The sequence below is a fragment of the Shewanella sp. ALD9 genome, from assembly GCF_002836315.1.
Lineage (GTDB): Bacteria > Pseudomonadota > Gammaproteobacteria > Enterobacterales > Shewanellaceae > Shewanella.
Window position 1 is genome coordinate 960,737 of sequence record NZ_PJCD01000002.1, and the last position, 17,327, is coordinate 978,063.

The window sequence follows — 17,327 nt, forward strand, 5'->3', positions numbered from 1 at the left end:
TTTTACCTAAAAGGTTATGGACATGTATAAACTTGGCGCCATTGTCGCGGTATTACTCGTTACGCTAGTGGGCGGTTGTGTAAATACAACACCTAGAGTCAAATATACTCAAGCAGATGGCTATCGCTATATTGAGCATAAAATAACTGACAATTATTTTATGCTCAATATTATCAGTAAAAATAAAACCAATATCGATGCTTACGCATTAACACAAGCATCAATGTTAACTGAGCTACAAGGTTACGATTGGTTTATTATTGTCGAACAAAGCGGGCTAATAACCACGCCATCGCGCGTTGAAAAGGTCATCGAAATACGCATGGGCACAGGAGTAAAACCATAAATTGGTTTACACTCTATTGCTATCCATAAAGCACATAAAGGATTTTACACACAATGTCTCGCCTAATCGAGCAACTCTCTTTGCGCATTCGTATCTCCGTTAAACGACCAAAATCGACTAACCACAATATCGCTATGATTAACTCAACATTGGGTAGGTTAGCAGGATCATTGATAGGATTAATAGTTGTTGCTACACCAGCTTATGCAGCAGCAACCGATATAACACCATTGCCACAAGCGGTAACCAACAACGCAATAGCGTTGGTGCAAAGCGATAAACACACTTACTTGTTGAGCTTTATGGGGCTAGGTAAAGCTAAAGATTATCAAGCTGTACATAACAAGGCATGGGCACTAAATTTAAACACCCCTAATGCCCAATGGCAAACTATTAAGCCGGTACCTCATATTGCGCCTTTAGCGGGCAGGCTGGCATCGATTGCGATTGGCATTAACGATAAGGCGTATGTGTTTGGCGGTTATACCGTGGCCGACAATCATGACGAAATTAGCACAATTGATAATTACCAATACTCGATTAAGACCAATCAATATACTCGTATTGCCGACATGCCAGTGGCTGTTGATGACACCACTGCAGTAGCATATCAACAGCGTTACATCTATTTATTTGGCGGCTGGCACAACGACGGCAACGTCAATTTAGTCCAAGTGTATGACACCCAGACCAACACTTGGGCTCAAGCGAGCCCAATACCAGCACCGGCTGTATTTGGTCAAGCAGTAGGAATGGTAGGTAATCAGCTGGTATTATGCGACGGCGTAAAAGTACAAGCTAATATCAACGCGCGCCGCAGTTACCAAGCATCACCCGTGTGTTTGTATGGTGAGGTCAATCCAGATAATCATTTGCGAATTGATTGGCAATTACTGCCGCATTACTCTGTCGCGGCTAATATCAACGCAAGTAAATCTACAATAACTGAATCAAACGTAAACCAAGCAATAGCAAACACTGCCAAATCAAACACAGCTGCAACTGCTACAGCTCATTACCGCATGGCTGCTACCGGGATTAAAACAGCAACTGGTGGCCAAATTGTATTTTTAGGCGGAAGTGATAATCCGTATAACTATTCAGGTATTGGTTATAACGGTGAACCTAGCGAACCAAACGCCTATGGTTATCGATTCGACTTGGCTACCAAGCAGTGGCTCGCACCGCAGACACTATCGCAGCCAAGCATGGATCACCGTGGGTTAGTGTGTTGGCAAGGTAGCTTATTAAGAGTCGGCGGTATGCTACAGCAACAAAAAGTCAGTTCAAAAGTACTGCTAAGCACTTTGGCGCAAGGCGAGTCTTGTACTCAATAACGTATCAATTTTCAATTAATGTGTGAGTTAGCTAACAGATTAGTGGTGAATAAATTGAGCATTGTTAAAGATGCACATAAAATACATGTAAATTATGTGCACCTTTGGAATTGCCATGTTAACCGAACAAGCAGCACCCGCATTACAGCACTTATCATTAATTGATTTGATAGATCATATTGAAGCGACTCATCATCAATACATTCGTGAAACCGCCCCATTATTAGTGGAATACACAGATAAAATGGTTCGCGCACACGGTGATGATCACAGCGAGATAAAGCCTCTGGCACATGCGGTTAATGAGTTAATTGCCGAATTAATGCCGCACTTAATGAAAGAAGAACGCATTTTATTTCCGGCGATTAAATCGCTCAGCTTAGGCAAAACTGTTGATGGATGCTTTGGTCATATTAGTAATCCTATCAACATGATGTTGCATGAACACGATAATGCAGACCACATGTTGCAAACCATTCGAAACTTAACCAATAACTACACGCCACCTGCAGGTGTTTGCCATACGTGGCAAGCGTGTTATCGCACCTTGGCTGAATTTGATGCCGATTTGCAAATCCATATAGAGATTGAAAACACTTTATTATTCCCAAAAGCTTTAGCACTATAATGCTCCTAGGTTCCCCATTTTGAAGCAACTTCGAGATCATCCTTACGGATTTGCTTCCTTTTTTTTGCGAAACTTAATACAGTACATAATGAGTTTACCGTACTTCAATATGGAGCCTAAATGTCACCTCATCATTACCCAACCTTTGCCCTAGACGACATAGCAAACTTACATGAATCTGCCCAAGTTGAATTTAAGTTAGCAGGTGGAAGAGATGGTAATGGAATGTTGCCCGAAGGCATGTGGGAAAGCTATAGTGCTTTTGCTAACACCTTAGGCGGGGAAATTATTTTAGGGGTAAAAGAACAACAAGGTGAGTTTACGATTGAGGGCATTATTAATCCAATGCCAATGCTCAGTGAAATTTGGGCAATTTTACATGACCCCAAAAAAATCAGTCACAATATTTTAGCGCCTACCGACGTACAAATAATCGAAATTATGGCTAAAAAGCTGATCAGAATTCATGTGCCCTGCGTCGACGTAAAACTCCGACCTATTTATGTTGGCACCGATCCTTACAGTGGTACCTATTTTCGAGTTGGCGATGCCGATATGCATGCTAGCCGTGAGCAAGTTGAACAAATGAGCCTAAAAGCCGGAATCGATCTCAAGCTAAAGCAACTGAAGCAGTAAATCCAATTGGTTAATCTCGATATGCGGTAATACCGGTTGCGCCTTTTTATGCCGTTGCTGCATACAGGGGTTTAGCCACACACTTTGACACCCCGCCATTTTAGCTCCAGCAATGTCAGACAACGGATGATCGCCCACATGCAATAACGCCGACGGCTTAATATCTAATTGACGACAAGCAAGGCTAAACATGTCGGCGGCAGGTTTCATTTTAACCCCATGGCCAGGATGTAGCACAAACTGCATCACCTTACCTAACCCAATGCGCTGGGTGTCGACATTACCATTAGTGATGCCGATTAGTCGGTACCGTTGGCTTAGGCGTTCTAGTAATCCCAGCACGTTATCATCAATAGTAAAATCACTGCGATGATGATGAAAGCATGTCATGCCATCTTGTGCACCTTGGCTGGCTTCAGTCTCACTATAACCAAAGTGCAAAAGACCTTGGTGCAACATGGCATAGCGTGCTGCACTGGTATCATGAGCTAACTCTGGATGTAGTTTGAACAGTGCATGTTTGAGTTGCTGCCATTGAGCAGTATCCCATGCAGTGGTGGCAGGATAGGCTTGATTAATTAACGAGAACAGCTGCTCACTGGCATGTATTACATAAGGAAGATTATTGTAAAGTGTATCGTCTAAATCAAAACTAATCGCGCTAAAAGGTTGTAGGCGCTGATATTGGATCATCGAAGCTTTAGGCAATTGCAAAGTCATTATTTCCCCCTGTCTTTTTTCGCTCTTGGATGCGCGTTATCGTACACTTTAGCAAGGTGTTGAAAATCTAAACTGGTGTAAATTTGTGTAGTCGATAAGTTCGCATGACCAAGTAATTCTTGTACTGCACGTAAATCTTGGCTTGATTCAAGCATATGGGTTGCAAACGAATGACGCAACTTATGTGGGTGAACTTTTACCGCCATGGCCTGTTCTTGGCCCCACTTAGCCATGCGCGCTTGAATACTGCGATGTGACAATCGTTTACCTTGGCTGCTAACAAATAACGCATCCCCAGCTTCTGCACAAGGTAACTGGTTACGGCAATCCAACCACGTTTTGATCGCGGTTAATGCCATTTGGCCAATGGGCACAACACGCTGTTTACTGCCCTTACCCATCACTTTAACTTCGCTTTGATCAAACTTAATGTCAACGCAATCTAAGCTGGCTAACTCCGCTAAACGTAAACCACTTGAATAAAATAATTCCATAATGGCTTTATCACGCAAGCTCAAAGGATCATCACCTTCTATGGACAATAAATGGCTGACAGCATCCACATCCATATTTTTCGGTAAGGGTTTATTTTGTTTAGGTGCGCTTAACGTCTGTGCCGGGTTTACGGTGACAGCATCTTCGCGCAGCAAAAAATCAAAAAATTGTTTTAAGGCAGACAAACACAAAGATAATGAACGGGGACTCAGCCCTTTACGGTGTAATGTAGCCAGTACTGCTTGCAGCTGATCACGGCTAACGTCAATCAGCTGAGTTGATTCAGCTAACATGTCTTCGACACGACGTAATTCAAACAGGTAGTTGCGTACGGTATAAGCAGAGAGCTGTCTTTCTGAAGACAAATGTTGGCTAAATATCGCTTGCCAGTCAGTTGGCTTCATCAAGATACTCCCAGATTGTAACGACTAAGACCGCCGTCATTTGAGCCTATTTCATCGCTCAAGAATACTCGTTTAAAACAGTTACAAACGATTGACGTAATCCGTGTATTCTCAACAATACTCTTAGCTTAACGATTACATTTTCGGCAACATATGATCTAATAAACGACGCAACTGACTGAATAACAATGAGTCCATATCAGGATGGAAATGCGTTGGGTCTTTACTGGCTATAGCAAATATCACTTGGCCATTTTCATCAGATAATTTAGTTAATGCCACAGAACCAACTTCACTACCAAACAAACGTTTGGATTCTGATTGAGTTAACCGGCCAAAATAATAACCACTTTGAACCCGATGACGCCAAATTTTAGCTAATTCGCTGTCGATATCGTGCACAGTAATTAATCTGACATGACTAAAGCCAAACTCGTTTTTTAATCCTTCTGACAACACTAAACGCAGCTCACCCAAATCTTGGCTCGCAAGCATTTTAAACGACAACTCAGTATTATATTTGAATATTCTCTCATTATGAGTGGCGATATTCATTAACGAGGTAATTTCTTCTTCTAGCTGGCTAACACGTTGACGCAACAATTCTTGTCGACGTTCAACTAATGATACCGCGCCACGTTCCGCATGCGGTACACGCATGGCCACTAATAACTCAGGATAACGATTAAAAAAGTCAGGATTGTCCAATAAGTATTCGCGGATCAACATTTCATCAAACGGAGCTTGTTGTAGGCTAGCCATCATGTCGATGCCAAGATCTTGTCCAATTGAATTAATATCTTTTGCTTGTTCACTGCTAACCGTATTGTCAGCGCCTACATTAGTCACACTGTCTTTTAAGGTAATGTCACTCATAGTTGTATTTGTCCATCATATACATGTTCTGCCGGTCCGGTCATCCATAACGGCTTACCCTCGCCTTCCCAATTTATGATTAAGCTACCACCTGGTAAATCGACTCTCACCTGTTTATCGAGCTTATCTTGCAATTGCCCAACCGCTGCCGCGGCACATGCTCCTGTACCGCATGCTAAGGTTTCTGCGGCGCCGCGCTCATACACACGTAACTTAATGTGCCCAGGATTAATCACTTGCATAAAGCCAACATTCACGCCTTTAGGAAAGCGCTCATGACGAGTCAAGCTACTGCCAATTTCATCTACGTTAACGGCTTGCACGTCTTCCACTTCAATCACACAATGTGGATTACCCATTGAAATGGCACCGCATAAATAAGTTTGCATCGGCGTTTGCAATAAATAGGTTTTTTCGCTTTTTTTAGCTTTAAATGGAATTTGGCTTGGCTCGATAACGGGAACGCCCATATTAACGGTCACGTTACCATCGCGCTCAATGCGTAAAGTTATTTTACCCGAATTAGTGCTCACGCGAATTTTATTCTTTTGCGTTAAACCTTTATTGCGAACAAAACGAGCAAAACAGCGAGCACCATTGCCACACTGTTCAACTTCACTGCCATCGGCATTAAAAATACGATAATGGAAATCTAAATCTGGATCATAAGGCGGCTCAACCAACAAAAGTTGATCAAAACCAATCCCAAAATTCCGATCGGCAAGACGGCGAATTTGTTCAGGCGAAAAAAACACATTTTGTGTTACGCCATCAACGACCATAAAGTCATTACCCAGTCCGTGCATCTTAGTGAAATGGATCACAAAAGTTTCCTTATAAAACGTTATGCCGCTAGCTTACTGCCTATGGCAATAAATGTTCGCCTTGCCAAAGTTGCTCTAGCGTTTCACGCTGACGAACAACAAAATCATTACCACCATCAACCATAATTTCAGCCACTCTTGGGCGAGAATTATAATTTGAGGCCATCGCAAAACCGTAAGCGCCACTTGAGCGTATCGCTAATAAGTCGCCTGATTTAACCGCTAACTGTCTGTCTTTACCCAGAAAGTCACCCGTTTCGCATACTGGACCTACAATATCATAAGCAAAGGTTGGCGCATCATTTTGTTGTACCGGAATAATATTTTGCCATGCGCTATACAGCGATGGGCGAATAAGATCATTCATTGCACCATCAACAATGGCAAAACGCTTATCACTGTTTTCTTTCAAATAAAGCACTTGAGTGACAAAAATACCCGCATTGGCTGCAATGGCCCGACCTGGTTCAAAAATTAACTTCAATTTACGGCCATTTAAGCGATCAAGTAATGCTGCAGCATATACGTCTGGATGTGGCGGAGTTTCATTGTTATATGTTACCCCTAAGCCGCCACCCACATCAAAATGTTCAATTTGAATGCCTAACTCGCCTAAGCGATCGATCAATGCAAGCATACGGTCCATAGCATCTAAAAATGGCTTTATTTCGGTGAGCTGTGAACCAATATGGCAATCCACACCTTTAACATGTAAATGGGTTAATTCTGCTGCACGGGCAAACACCACTTCGGCTTCTTCCATGGCAATGCCAAATTTATTTTCTTTAAGACCTGTTGAAATATATGGATGCGTACCGGCATCAACATCTGGATTAATGCGTAATGAAACTGGTGCCACTTTACCCAAGCGCCTCGCGACGTCATTAAGTTGTTCAAGTTCGGCACTTGACTCGACATTAAAACAGTAAATGCCAATATTCAGAGCTTGCTCCATTTCGGCAACGGTTTTACCCACACCAGAGAAAACCACTTTTTTAGGATCGCCGCCAGCTTGCAGCACACGCGAGAGTTCACCGCCAGAGACAATATCAAAACCACTGCCTAAGCGAGCCAATACATTTAATACTGCAAGGTTTGAATTCGCCTTCACTGCATAACAAATAAGATGCGGATGGTCAGCAACGGCATTATTAAAAGCATGCCAATGGCGCTCTAATGTGGCACGAGAATAAATGTACAACGGCGTACCGTGAGTGTTGGCCAGTTTTGCTACATCGCAGTCTTCTGCGAATAGTGAATTATTTTGATATGAAAAGTAATCCAAAATGCGGTCCCTTATAAATGCTATTCTTGTTGTGAAGTTGAAGGTTGAGAGTCGAGTTCCTCAGTTTGCTTTAGCACATCAGTGCTAGCAGGTTTTGGGGCGACTTTATTGGCCACCGGCTCGGGAGTTTTGTATAAAACGCCTTTTTGACCACATGCGGTTACGAATAGGCTAGCAAGCATAATAAATAAAAGCAGTCTCATTTTTTTCAACATCTGTGCATCTAGTGAATAATGGTCTTATAATCGCATTCATAACGCAGAAAGCAAAGGATAGAAATACATGGCTATTACAGATACTGAGTTTCATCGATTAGCCGATGAAATGTTTGGCGAAATAGAGAACGCGGTAGAAAAAGCGATTGACGAGCAAGATGCCGATGTTGATATCAACGCCAGTGGCAATGTTTTACAGCTGGCTTTTGAAGACAGTTCGCAAATCGTCATCAATAAACAAGAGCCTCTTCATGAAATTTGGCTGGCGACAAAATCAGGTGGTTATCACTTTAATTACAAAGATGGTAAATGGTTAGATACCCGTAATGGCTTGGAATTTATGTCTTTTGTGATTGATGCCATCAATAAACAAAGTGGCATTTTGCTCGAGATAAACGCATAAACCTCGTAAGAACTTAGTGTGTGATAGCACTAAGTTAGTCATTTAATTGTCATTGAGATTGGGCTTTTGCTTAAAATGCTGAGCCCATCTCATCTACTGACAAACCAAAAGGCATTACCGTTAACTTGCCTTCAATATCCACAAGCTGAAAAAACTGCGGCATATTAAACACAGGGGATCGTTGCTTTTGCTCGTCGAATACATACAAATGACTTTCTTTGGCAACAAAATCATTAATACTAGTGTGTTGGTATTGTAAATGTTCAAGCTGATTATGCTCGTCTGCAATGAACACATCGAGCGTTTGAAGACGTTCGCGTAAAAAATACTGCTTCGCCCCCATGGCGATGAACTTTTGGATCACCGATGGCGCATTCAAATGGGAATGGTCAGCTAAATCAGCATACGGCAACACAGACGAATTAAGATTTTCTGTACCTGTTGTGGAATCAATTTTACGATACATCATACCTAATGAATTGAAATGCATACTATAATGTTGATCGCCTATCGTTATCGGATGCATCAATGTATTTGTCTGATTGACCTTTTTCATTAAACCATAACAACGTAACAGTAAGGTTTTAAGTTGATTAAAAATCGGTTGTTTTAATTTTGCCGAGCAACTAATAATTGATAAATCAACTTGCTCATTTGAACGTTTTAGTCCCAAAATAATAAATGAAATCGCTTCGAGCAATGCGGTTTTCCCATTAAAACGATGACTCTGCCATTCTCCCCAACTGTTTAAACAAACAACCGCCACCGATGACAACATACTAATTTTTGTCTGGCCGAAGGATAGAATGTTGGCATTAACATGTTCCAACATCAGTTCTTGTTCATTCAATTGAGTGGTCGGATCTTTATCCATATTGGTAATCAACACAATTTTTTGATAGCACCATGGTTCACATAAATCACGCTTATAGACCGTTGGTACATTGTGCATAACAGGGATAAGTTTACGCGTTAGGTAACTTAATTTATCAGTCCGTCTTTTACCTCGTCCAACTTGAAACCATTTAGTCTCTACCGTTGCGAGTCCATTCAACACTGACCAGGCAACTAAACTGCATATATTATCCGCATCGTGAATAGGATGATTATCGAACTCATTTCCTTGATTGTGCACAACAGCTTGAGACGGATCCTGTTCAATATAAGCTTGACGATATAAATAAAAACGTGATGCTTGCTTGCAATGAAAGATAGTCAACGATTTTTCAGCAGTCGATAAACTCCACAAGCGGTTCAGAGGCTGTAATAAATGTTCATCCTCACTGAAATAAGTGTGTAATTTACGCGCCAACAAGCCTAATTCTTCAACCCGCATACGTTCGCTTAGCGTTTGTTTTGAAGCAAATTTTAATAGATTCTTATAACTGACTAATAACAGTTCACTAAGTTGCTGATTGAACCATTTTAACTGACCTGCATGCCAATGAGGGCTATTATCCAATGTGGCCACCAACTCATGACTCCATGTCCACTGCTTAACCAGAGAGCTAATTTTTTCTACCCGCCAGTCCGCTGCACTATGAGGTGATAAACACGATAACGTGACACCAGATTTTAAGTAAAAACAACGCCTGACAATTTCTAAACGATTGTCATCACCTTGAGCAATCAAGTAGGCTTCAATACGCTGATAAAGCAGTAAGTAAGCATCGTTATCAACACTAAAATCTTGTTGTTCACAATATTGCCAAAGTTGTTGGGTAATCAGTGTTGTATGGGGGTATTCCGAGGCATAAGTTTCCAGCAACAACACTTTTAATAATGCTTTATGAGGCTTATTAAGCCCCTTATACAGTTGCCATAATGAGGCGCCAAAATATTCTGCCGCTGGCAAAGAATTGATATCGCCAAGATAAAGTAAATTGGCATCAGACTCTGTATTTTGACTGTCGGCATCGGGCCACCAAGCAACAACTTTACCTGTGAGCCGAATGTGAGAACGGTAAAACTCTTCTAATAATAGCCAGTGCTGACTACTGCCACTATGTTCTAATCCTACTGGCTGACAATTATCAAATGCGCTGCATTCTCTAAATTGCATCGGATGCACCAGATAAAAGTTCACTTCAAACTCAAAACCTGCAAACCAGTCACTGATGAGTTTATTCTTATATTCAATTAATTTAAGCTGCTCTTGAGTCAATTGACTATTGTAAACCAGCCATATATCGACATCACTTTGTGGGTTCTGCCCAAAACTAGCGGTGCTTCCCATGGCATATACGCCTTCAAAAACACAATCACTTGGCTGGTTTGTCTCAGGAATAGATAAAGATAAGAAATCACATGCTGAAATTATCGCATCTGATAAGATAAAACCGTGGACACCACACGGTGTGTCAGGATCAATAATACCGGGAACATCAATTTGATTATGGTGTATTAGGAAGGGAATAAGATGAAATAAATGTTGCTGCAAATTAGTAAGTACATTAAGTGCTCGAGCTAATCTGGTGCAATTTAGTTTTTCAGCTAAATCCTTTTGATAATGTGCCGTTTTATCGGTCAAGGCTGACTTCCTTTTTCTTTCTCTAATACAACTATCTGGTAACTACTCATTATAAAAGACTAACCGTTAATGGCCATTATTGCCAATCAAGATCACATTTTTGCTTAAATAGTGATCGTCGCAACATTTGTTTTTGTTTAACTCGTCACTAACAAACAATAGTAATCAAAAATAAGCCCTACACACTTCAAACAATTACCATCGATTTGTTACATCAAAGCTTGAGCGATGATAGCATTACCTTAATGAGGCTATCTGATGGATCTACTACCATGTCTGAAAATATAATTCGTATCGCAACACGTAAAAGTCCACTTGCAATGTGGCAAGCTGAATTTGTTAAAGCTGAGCTTGAGCGTATTCATCCTGGACTAACCGTTGAGTTATTACCAATGAGTACTAAAGGTGATGTCATTTTAGATACTCCTTTAGCTAAAATCGGTGGCAAAGGCCTGTTTGTTAAAGAGCTGGAAGTTGCCATGCTTGAAAATCGTGCCGATATTGCAGTGCACTCCATGAAAGACTTACCGGTAGAGTTTCCAGAAGGTTTGGGCTTACAAGTGATTTGTGAACGTGAAGACCCACGTGATGCATTTGTGTCTAACAGTTATAAATCTATCAGCGAATTGCCACAAGGCGCGGTGGTAGGTACATCCAGTTTACGCCGTCAGTGCCAAATTAGAGCTGCTCGTCCTGATTTAGTTATCAAAGATTTACGCGGAAATGTCGGTACACGTTTAGCCAAGCTAGACAGTGGTGATTATGATGCCATTATTTTAGCTGCTGCCGGATTAATTCGTTTAAAACTAAATGAACGTATCGCTAACTTTATTTCTGCCGAAGAATCATTGCCAGCAAATGGCCAAGGTGCGGTAGGAATTGAGTGCCGTACTGATGATGTGCGCGTTAAAGCCTTATTAGCCCCCCTTGAACATTTAGAAACCCGTTATAGAGTAATTGCTGAACGAGCAATGAATACTCGTTTAGAAGGTGGATGCCAAGTCCCTATTGGTGCTTTTGCTGAAATAAACGGTGATAACTTAACTCTACGCGGTTTAGTTGGTAATCCTGATGGCAGCCAAATAATCACAGGCACTGTTTCGGGGCCTAAAACTGATGCGGTGACACTTGGGGAGTCTCTGGCAGAGGATTTATTGAGTCGCGGTGCTAAAACGATTTTAGATGCCGTGTATGCCAGTTAATCTTGTGTCATCAAGATAACAGACCATGAAAGTCTTGTTAACGCGCCCACAAGGGCGCAATCAAGCAATGGAAGAGCAACTCTCGCTGCGAGACGTTGCTTATCTTGTTACTCCGCTATTATCGGTTGTAGAAACCACAGAACAACTCGATCCTATCCACTTAAATAACACTGACAACTTACTATTTATTAGCACTAATTCAGTGGACTTTGCTGCGCAAAAATTACAACAACAATTTCCGACTCATTGTCGTTATTTTGCAGTAGGTCAAGCTACGGCAGATAGCCTAGCTCAATACAATATCAATGCTTTTACCTCACCTGAAGACAATCAAGATAGTGAAGGTTTATTATCGCTAGCTCAATTACAGAATGTCGATAAACAGTCATTTATCATTGTTCGGGGTTTAGGCGGACGAGAAACACTTGCGGAGCAGTTACGACTGCGAGGCGCCAATGTTAACTATTGGCAAGTCTATCAACGAGCCATACCAAAACTTGACGCTAAAGCGATAACTCAGCAGTGGGAATCGTTTGGAATTGACACCATCGTTGTCACCAGCGGTGAAATATTATCCAACTTAGTTGAGCTTGTACCAAAAGAATTATTTGCATGGCTACGTGCATGTCATATTATAGTCCCCAGTAATCGCGTCGAATTACAAGCAAAAGCAATGGGCTTAAGCCACATTACCAATGCAAATGGAGCAAATACTCAAGCTATACTAGCGAGTCTTGCGTTATAATTTGTTATTGTATTGTTATCTTGCATCGACACGCATTTATTAATATTGCTTTTATTGGTTGTATTTTTGCTTTCAAGGACTGTTCATGGAAAACAATAAAAAAGATCCAAACTCGCCAGCTCACAAGGATGAGAAAGTTATTTCTCCAGCACCAACTCCTGTAGAAAAGCCGACACAGACCAAAAAAGGCAATGCAACCAGCCAAAAATCTGCTGACAGCAAAACCAATAATAACCAGGCAAACTCCTCTGCTAATTCACCTGTCAATAATAGTCGACGCAAAGCGAAACCTAGTTCTTGGTGGATCCGTCTTGGAGTACTGTTCAGTTTACTCGTAGCAATAGTGGCTATTGCAGCTTGTTATTGGCTGTATTTGCAACTGGATCAACAAAGTAATGGCCAAACTCAGTTAGGGCAAAATATCTCTGAGCAAGTAACCCAAAATAAATCGTTAAAATATGAATTACAGCAAACGGCAATGGCAACGAATAAACGCATTGGCACGTTAGAGCAACAACAACTGAATGATACCAAAGCTTATGCGAAATTAGCCCAACTGCAGCAGTCGAATAAACAATTGCAAGAGCGTGTTGCGGTGATTGCACAGCGCAGTCCTAACCATTGGATGGCATCAGAAGCTGAATACCTTGTACGCATGGCGGGTAGAAAACTGTGGTTAGAAAACGATCCACAAACCGCTATTGGTTTATTACAATCGGCAGATGAACGCATTAGTGCGATGAAAGATCCTGCATTAACAGTATTACGCAAAGCGTTAGCAGCTGACATCACCAAAGTTAAAGCATTAAAAACGACTGACATCACTAATACTATCTTTGACTTAGATACCCTTATTGATGGCTTAACACAATTACCATTAAATCGTGTTGATGAAAATTTTGCTGACAATAAAAGCACTCAACAAGTAACTGATTCAATTGATGACTGGCAACAGAATTTGGCCCGAACTTGGCACGATTTAACTGATGGCTTTATCACTATCCGTAAACGTACTACTGATCTAGAACCACTATTATCACCTGAGCAGCAATGGTATTTGGTCGAAAATATTCGCAACAAATTATTGCAAGCACAATTAGCATTGTACCGATTTGATCAACTGAATTATCAACAATCTATTTCATTAGCAGACAAGTGGTTACAACAGTATTTTGACTTAAGTGATCCAAAGACCAAAACAATGATTGCGTCTTTAGATAAGCTTGCCAAAGTTAACATCGAGAAGATTACCCTCAATAAATTTCAAGCATCGCCACTACTGCAGCAACTGGTTATCTATGGTGAAATTATGCCTACTGGGGAGCCTACGCAATGATTAAGACGCTAGTTTATGTTGTTCTCATTTTAATTGGACTGTGTCTTAGTCCACTCATTATTGGGCAAAGCGGTTACATTTACATCGCGATGGGTGACTATCAGATAGAAACCAGCTTAGTGACAGGTGTTGTTGGCTTAATTGTGTTTTATTTTGCGCTGCAATTACTCGAATGGTTAATCATCTTGTTATTAAATATCGTATTAAGTAGCCGATATCTTCCTGAGCAATGGCGGAGAAAAGCCGCTAAAAAACATACGTTAATCGGCGCTTTAGCGTTGGCAGAAGAAGATTGGTCAGCAGCAGAAAAAGCCATGGCAAAAGGGGCTGAAAAAGGTGAAATTCCGGTATTAAATCTATTTGCAGCAGCTAGAGCGGCACACTATCAAGGTGATATTACAGCTCGCGATCATTATTTAACTCAAGCTGAGAAAAACCCAATTGCAAAAACAGCGGTTTATACTTCGCGTACCCGTTATTTAATGAAACAAGGTGAACTGATTAAGGCCCGTGCAATATTAGATAAGCTGAACCCTACAAGCAAAAGTAGCTCCCCAGTGCTTAAATTGGCACAAGAATTATATCAACAACAACACGATTGGCAGGCATTGAAGTTGTTGTTACCAATTCTTAAAAAGCGTCAATTATTAGCTGAAACAGAGTTCAACCAATTAAATACTAAGACCAACAGTATTTTAATGATCAATGCAGCAAAAGTATCTGAAGCTGAGTTAACTAAATGTTGGCATTGGTTAAATAAGTCAGAACGTAAAGAGGATGAACTTATATTAGCTTATGCTCATGGACTTATTCAGTATGGTCATAAAGATCAAGCGCTAAAGTTAATTAATAAACAACTCAATGCTTCGCCATCAGCAGCGTTGTTTACAGCAATACCTGACTTAATTACCGCTCAAGATCAAGATATACGTAAATTACTCAGTAAATTAGAAACCACTCATGAAAATGATGCTGACTATCAAATGTGCCTTGCAAGACTAGCGATTCAGAGTCGGGATACTAAACAAGCCAAAATTCATTGGCAAAATGTATGTCGCATAGCACCAACCCATCAATCATGGCTGGCTTTAGCCCAAGCACAAGAACAGTTAGGCGAAAATTCGACAGCGGCTCATAGCTATCGCAATGCAGCTAATATTCTGTAAACAATAAGTATTATTTTTGTACACACCCAAAGCCTGCAATCTTGCAGGCTTTTTTGTCATCAATTTGTTCATTTTATGTTATATCTGCCGATATAATGGTGGTAGAGCTAATCCTTAATTGTGAACTTTTTATGACGGAGAAACGTGTGGTATCAGTTTATGCTCTATGGTATTTATCTATTTTATAACTCTATTTTCAATAATATATTTAACGTTGGTACAACGTCAAAAAATTGACTACTTTAGCAGCGGATGATATTATTAACATATTGTGTCTAAATTAATTTTAATGTTAATACTAGTATTTAATTAAGCATATATTAAGCATATATTAAGCATATATTATGCATATATTATGCATATATTATGCATATATTATGCATATATTATGCATATTAATGTATTGGTATTATAAGTGTATTAAAGCTGTTGGGAGCTTCAAATGGGATCAATGACTACGTCAAAAAATGGAATACTTTCTGCTTCGGAAGGTTCAGTAACAATAACGATTAACAATGAAACTAAGGAACTACAACTCGGTCAAGTTGTGCCGACTGGTGCAATAGTTGCCAGCAGTAATAACCTTGGTTTCGTGATTACGTTTGATGACGGCACTATTTTTAATAGCGCTAACATTCCTAATGACGAATCGATTAATACATTAGCCGATAACATCGATGATACCGTTGTTGAACAAGTAGCAGATCAACAAGCTTTAGATGAAATCGAAGCTTTACAGGCATTGATTGCGTCTGGAGAAGACCCAACTGCAGATTTACCAGAAACCGCGGCTGGCACCCCAACGGCCAACCAAGGTGATTTTGGTTATGTTGCTGTAACAAGAGATGGTGACGAAACACTTGCGGATTCTGGCTACGACACAACCGGACAAGCTGCTGCCCCAACAGCAGTCATTCAAGAAGAAGCTCTTACTGAAAATGATTCCCCATCAGTATTATTAAATGACACTATTACAGTCGGCGAAGATCAAGTTGCTTCTGGCAATGTGTTAGCTAATGACACCGATGCCGACACAGATTTAAGCGTCGTGACATTTGAAGTTGACGGCCAGACCTATCCTGCCGGCACTGAAGTCACACTAGATGGCGGTGTACTGATAATCAATGAAGATGGCTCTTATACCTTCACTCCGAATGAAAATTGGAACGGTACAGTTCCTGTTATTACTTACACCACCAATACTGGTGTTACCGCTACATTAACTATTGAAATCACCCCAGTTGATGATGCGTCCTTTTTGGTCAACGACACCAATACTGTTGCTGAAGACAGTGTAGCAACAGGTAACGTATTAGATAACGACGGTGATGTTGATTCAGATTTAAGCGTGGTGACATTTGAAGTTGACGGCCAAACCTATCCTGCCGGCACTGAAGTCACACTAGATGGCGGTGTACTGATCATCAATGAAGATGGCTCTTATACCTTCACTCCAAATGAAAACTGGAACGGTACAGTTCCTGTTATTACTTACACCACCAATACTGGTGTTACCGCTACATTAACTATTGAAATCACCCCTGTTGATGATGCGTCCGTTTTGGTCAACGACACCAATACTGTTGCTGAAGACAGTGTAGCAACGGGTAACGTATTAGATAACGACGGTGATGTTGATTCAGATTTAAGCGTGGTGACATTTGAAGTTGACGGCCAAACCTATCCTGCAGGCACTGAAGTCACGCTTGAGGGTGGTGTGCTAATCATCAATGAAGATGGCTCTTATACCTTCACTCCGAATGAAAACTGGAACGGTACAGTTCCTGTTATTACTTACACCACCAATACTGGTGTTACCGCTACATTAACTATTGAAATCACCCCAGTTGATGATGCGTCCTTTTTGGTCAACGATACCAATACTGTTGCTGAAGACAGTGTAGCAACGGGTAACGTATTAGATAACGACGGTGATGTTGATTCAGATTTAAGCGTGGTGACATTTGAAGTTGACGGCCAAACTTATACTGCCGGCACAGAAGTCACACTTGAGGGCGGTGTACTGATCATCAATGAAGATGGCTCTTATACCTTCACCCCAAATGAAAACTGGAACGGTACAGTTCCTGTTATTACTTACACTACTAACACTGGTGAAACAGCGACATTAACTATTAATGTAACGCCAGCCAACGATGCACCTACCATTGATGTAGTT

Annotated in this window: 15 protein-coding genes and 1 pseudogene; 10 read left to right on the forward strand and 6 right to left on the reverse strand. The window is 40.9% G+C overall.

Annotated elements, in window-relative coordinates:
* The first annotated feature begins 22 nt into the window (after positions 1–22).
* The 4 genes and pseudogenes from CXF88_RS07575 to CXF88_RS07590 all read left to right on the forward strand — a co-directional run bounded on the left by CXF88_RS07575 (position 23) and on the right by CXF88_RS07590 (position 2,947).
* Positions 23–346: a hypothetical protein gene (locus CXF88_RS07575; RefSeq protein WP_101086275.1), complete on the forward strand. Its 324-nt coding sequence runs from the start codon at positions 23–25 to the stop codon at positions 344–346.
* A 53-nt stretch (positions 347–399) separates the two neighbouring features.
* Entirely contained in the window at positions 400–1,683 is a 1,284-nt protein-coding gene (locus tag CXF88_RS07580; RefSeq protein ID WP_242445112.1) for a kelch repeat-containing protein, read from the forward strand.
* A 166-nt stretch (positions 1,684–1,849) separates the two neighbouring features.
* Positions 1,850–2,311 (forward strand): annotated as a pseudogene (locus CXF88_RS07585) (hemerythrin domain-containing protein); the annotation flags it as partial.
* A 120-nt stretch (positions 2,312–2,431) separates the two neighbouring features.
* Positions 2,432–2,947: an ATP-binding protein gene (locus CXF88_RS07590; protein ID WP_101086277.1), complete on the forward strand. Its 516-nt coding sequence runs from the start codon at positions 2,432–2,434 to the stop codon at positions 2,945–2,947.
* Here CXF88_RS07590 and CXF88_RS07595 read toward each other — a convergent pair.
* The 5 genes from CXF88_RS07595 to lysA all read right to left on the reverse strand — a co-directional run bounded on the left by CXF88_RS07595 (position 2,927) and on the right by lysA (position 7,551).
* Complete coding sequence (locus CXF88_RS07595; RefSeq protein ID WP_101086278.1) at positions 2,927–3,667, reverse strand: HAD-IA family hydrolase; 741 nt, start codon at positions 3,665–3,667, stop codon at positions 2,927–2,929. The genes CXF88_RS07590 and CXF88_RS07595 overlap by 21 nt on opposite strands.
* The gene (xerC, locus tag CXF88_RS07600) at positions 3,667–4,566 is read right to left on the reverse strand and encodes a tyrosine recombinase XerC (protein ID WP_101086279.1); all 900 of its coding nucleotides are present in this window, start codon (positions 4,564–4,566) and stop codon (positions 3,667–3,669) included. The genes CXF88_RS07595 and xerC overlap by 1 nt, the downstream gene beginning before the upstream one ends.
* 135 nt (positions 4,567–4,701) lie before the next feature.
* Positions 4,702–5,328, reverse strand: a complete 627-nt coding sequence (locus CXF88_RS07605) for a DUF484 family protein (RefSeq protein ID WP_174839667.1) — start codon at positions 5,326–5,328, stop codon at positions 4,702–4,704.
* Positions 5,329–5,438: 110 nt separating this feature from the next.
* Positions 5,439–6,266 carry a diaminopimelate epimerase gene (dapF, locus tag CXF88_RS07610; protein ID WP_059747101.1) on the reverse strand — a complete coding sequence of 276 codons (828 nt, stop codon included), beginning with the start codon at positions 6,264–6,266 and terminating at the stop codon, positions 5,439–5,441.
* Positions 6,267–6,306: 40 nt separating this feature from the next.
* Positions 6,307–7,551, reverse strand: a complete 1,245-nt coding sequence (lysA, locus tag CXF88_RS07615; protein WP_101086280.1) for a diaminopimelate decarboxylase — start codon at positions 7,549–7,551, stop codon at positions 6,307–6,309.
* A 282-nt stretch (positions 7,552–7,833) separates the two neighbouring features.
* On the opposite strand from lysA, the gene cyaY reads away from it, so the two are divergent.
* On the forward strand, positions 7,834–8,169 hold the full coding sequence (cyaY, locus tag CXF88_RS07625) for an iron donor protein CyaY (protein WP_101086282.1): 336 nt from the start codon (positions 7,834–7,836) through the stop codon (positions 8,167–8,169).
* 70 nt (positions 8,170–8,239) lie between these two features.
* Here cyaY and CXF88_RS07630 read toward each other — a convergent pair whose 3' ends face one another.
* On the reverse strand, positions 8,240–10,699 hold the full coding sequence (locus CXF88_RS07630) for a class I adenylate cyclase (RefSeq protein WP_101086283.1): 2,460 nt from the start codon (positions 10,697–10,699) through the stop codon (positions 8,240–8,242).
* A 272-nt stretch (positions 10,700–10,971) separates the two neighbouring features.
* Between CXF88_RS07630 and hemC the strand changes: the two genes are divergently transcribed.
* The 5 genes from hemC to CXF88_RS07655 form a co-directional block, all read left to right on the forward strand.
* Complete coding sequence (gene hemC, locus CXF88_RS07635; RefSeq protein ID WP_101086284.1) at positions 10,972–11,901, forward strand: hydroxymethylbilane synthase; 930 nt, start codon at positions 10,972–10,974, stop codon at positions 11,899–11,901.
* Positions 11,902–11,926: 25 nt separating this feature from the next.
* Positions 11,927–12,646: a uroporphyrinogen-III synthase gene (locus CXF88_RS07640; protein ID WP_101086285.1), complete on the forward strand. Its 720-nt coding sequence runs from the start codon at positions 11,927–11,929 to the stop codon at positions 12,644–12,646.
* An 85-nt stretch (positions 12,647–12,731) separates the two neighbouring features.
* On the forward strand, positions 12,732–13,982 hold the full coding sequence (locus CXF88_RS07645) for a uroporphyrinogen-III C-methyltransferase (RefSeq protein WP_101086286.1): 1,251 nt from the start codon (positions 12,732–12,734) through the stop codon (positions 13,980–13,982).
* On the forward strand, positions 13,979–15,148 hold the full coding sequence (locus tag CXF88_RS07650; protein ID WP_101086287.1) for a heme biosynthesis HemY N-terminal domain-containing protein: 1,170 nt from the start codon (positions 13,979–13,981) through the stop codon (positions 15,146–15,148). The genes CXF88_RS07645 and CXF88_RS07650 overlap by 4 nt, the downstream gene beginning before the upstream one ends.
* Before the next feature lie 442 nt (positions 15,149–15,590).
* Positions 15,591–17,327 (forward strand): retention module-containing protein (locus tag CXF88_RS07655; protein ID WP_157822784.1); only part of this gene is annotated, 1,737 nt, incomplete at its 3' end.

What these genes read in the sequence shown, in the direction of transcription:
- CXF88_RS07575 (WP_101086275.1), top strand. Translation starts at nt 23, where the DNA reads ATGTATAAACTTGGCGCCATTGTCGCGGTATTACTCGTTACGCTAGTG.
- CXF88_RS07580 (WP_242445112.1), top strand. Translation starts at nt 400, where the DNA reads ATGTCTCGCCTAATCGAGCAACTCTCTTTGCGCATTCGTATCTCCGTT.
- CXF88_RS07590 (WP_101086277.1), top strand. Translation starts at nt 2,432, where the DNA reads ATGTCACCTCATCATTACCCAACCTTTGCCCTAGACGACATAGCAAAC.
- CXF88_RS07595 (WP_101086278.1), bottom strand. Translation starts at nt 3,667, where the DNA reads ATGACTTTGCAATTGCCTAAAGCTTCGATGATCCAATATCAGCGCCTA.
- xerC (WP_101086279.1), bottom strand. Translation starts at nt 4,566, where the DNA reads ATGAAGCCAACTGACTGGCAAGCGATATTTAGCCAACATTTGTCTTCA.
- CXF88_RS07605 (WP_174839667.1), bottom strand. Translation starts at nt 5,328, where the DNA reads ATGGCTAGCCTACAACAAGCTCCGTTTGATGAAATGTTGATCCGCGAA.
- cyaY (WP_101086282.1), top strand. Translation starts at nt 7,834, where the DNA reads ATGGCTATTACAGATACTGAGTTTCATCGATTAGCCGATGAAATGTTT.
- hemC (WP_101086284.1), top strand. Translation starts at nt 10,972, where the DNA reads ATGTCTGAAAATATAATTCGTATCGCAACACGTAAAAGTCCACTTGCA.
- CXF88_RS07640 (WP_101086285.1), top strand. Translation starts at nt 11,927, where the DNA reads ATGAAAGTCTTGTTAACGCGCCCACAAGGGCGCAATCAAGCAATGGAA.
- CXF88_RS07645 (WP_101086286.1), top strand. Translation starts at nt 12,732, where the DNA reads ATGGAAAACAATAAAAAAGATCCAAACTCGCCAGCTCACAAGGATGAG.
- CXF88_RS07650 (WP_101086287.1), top strand. Translation starts at nt 13,979, where the DNA reads ATGATTAAGACGCTAGTTTATGTTGTTCTCATTTTAATTGGACTGTGT.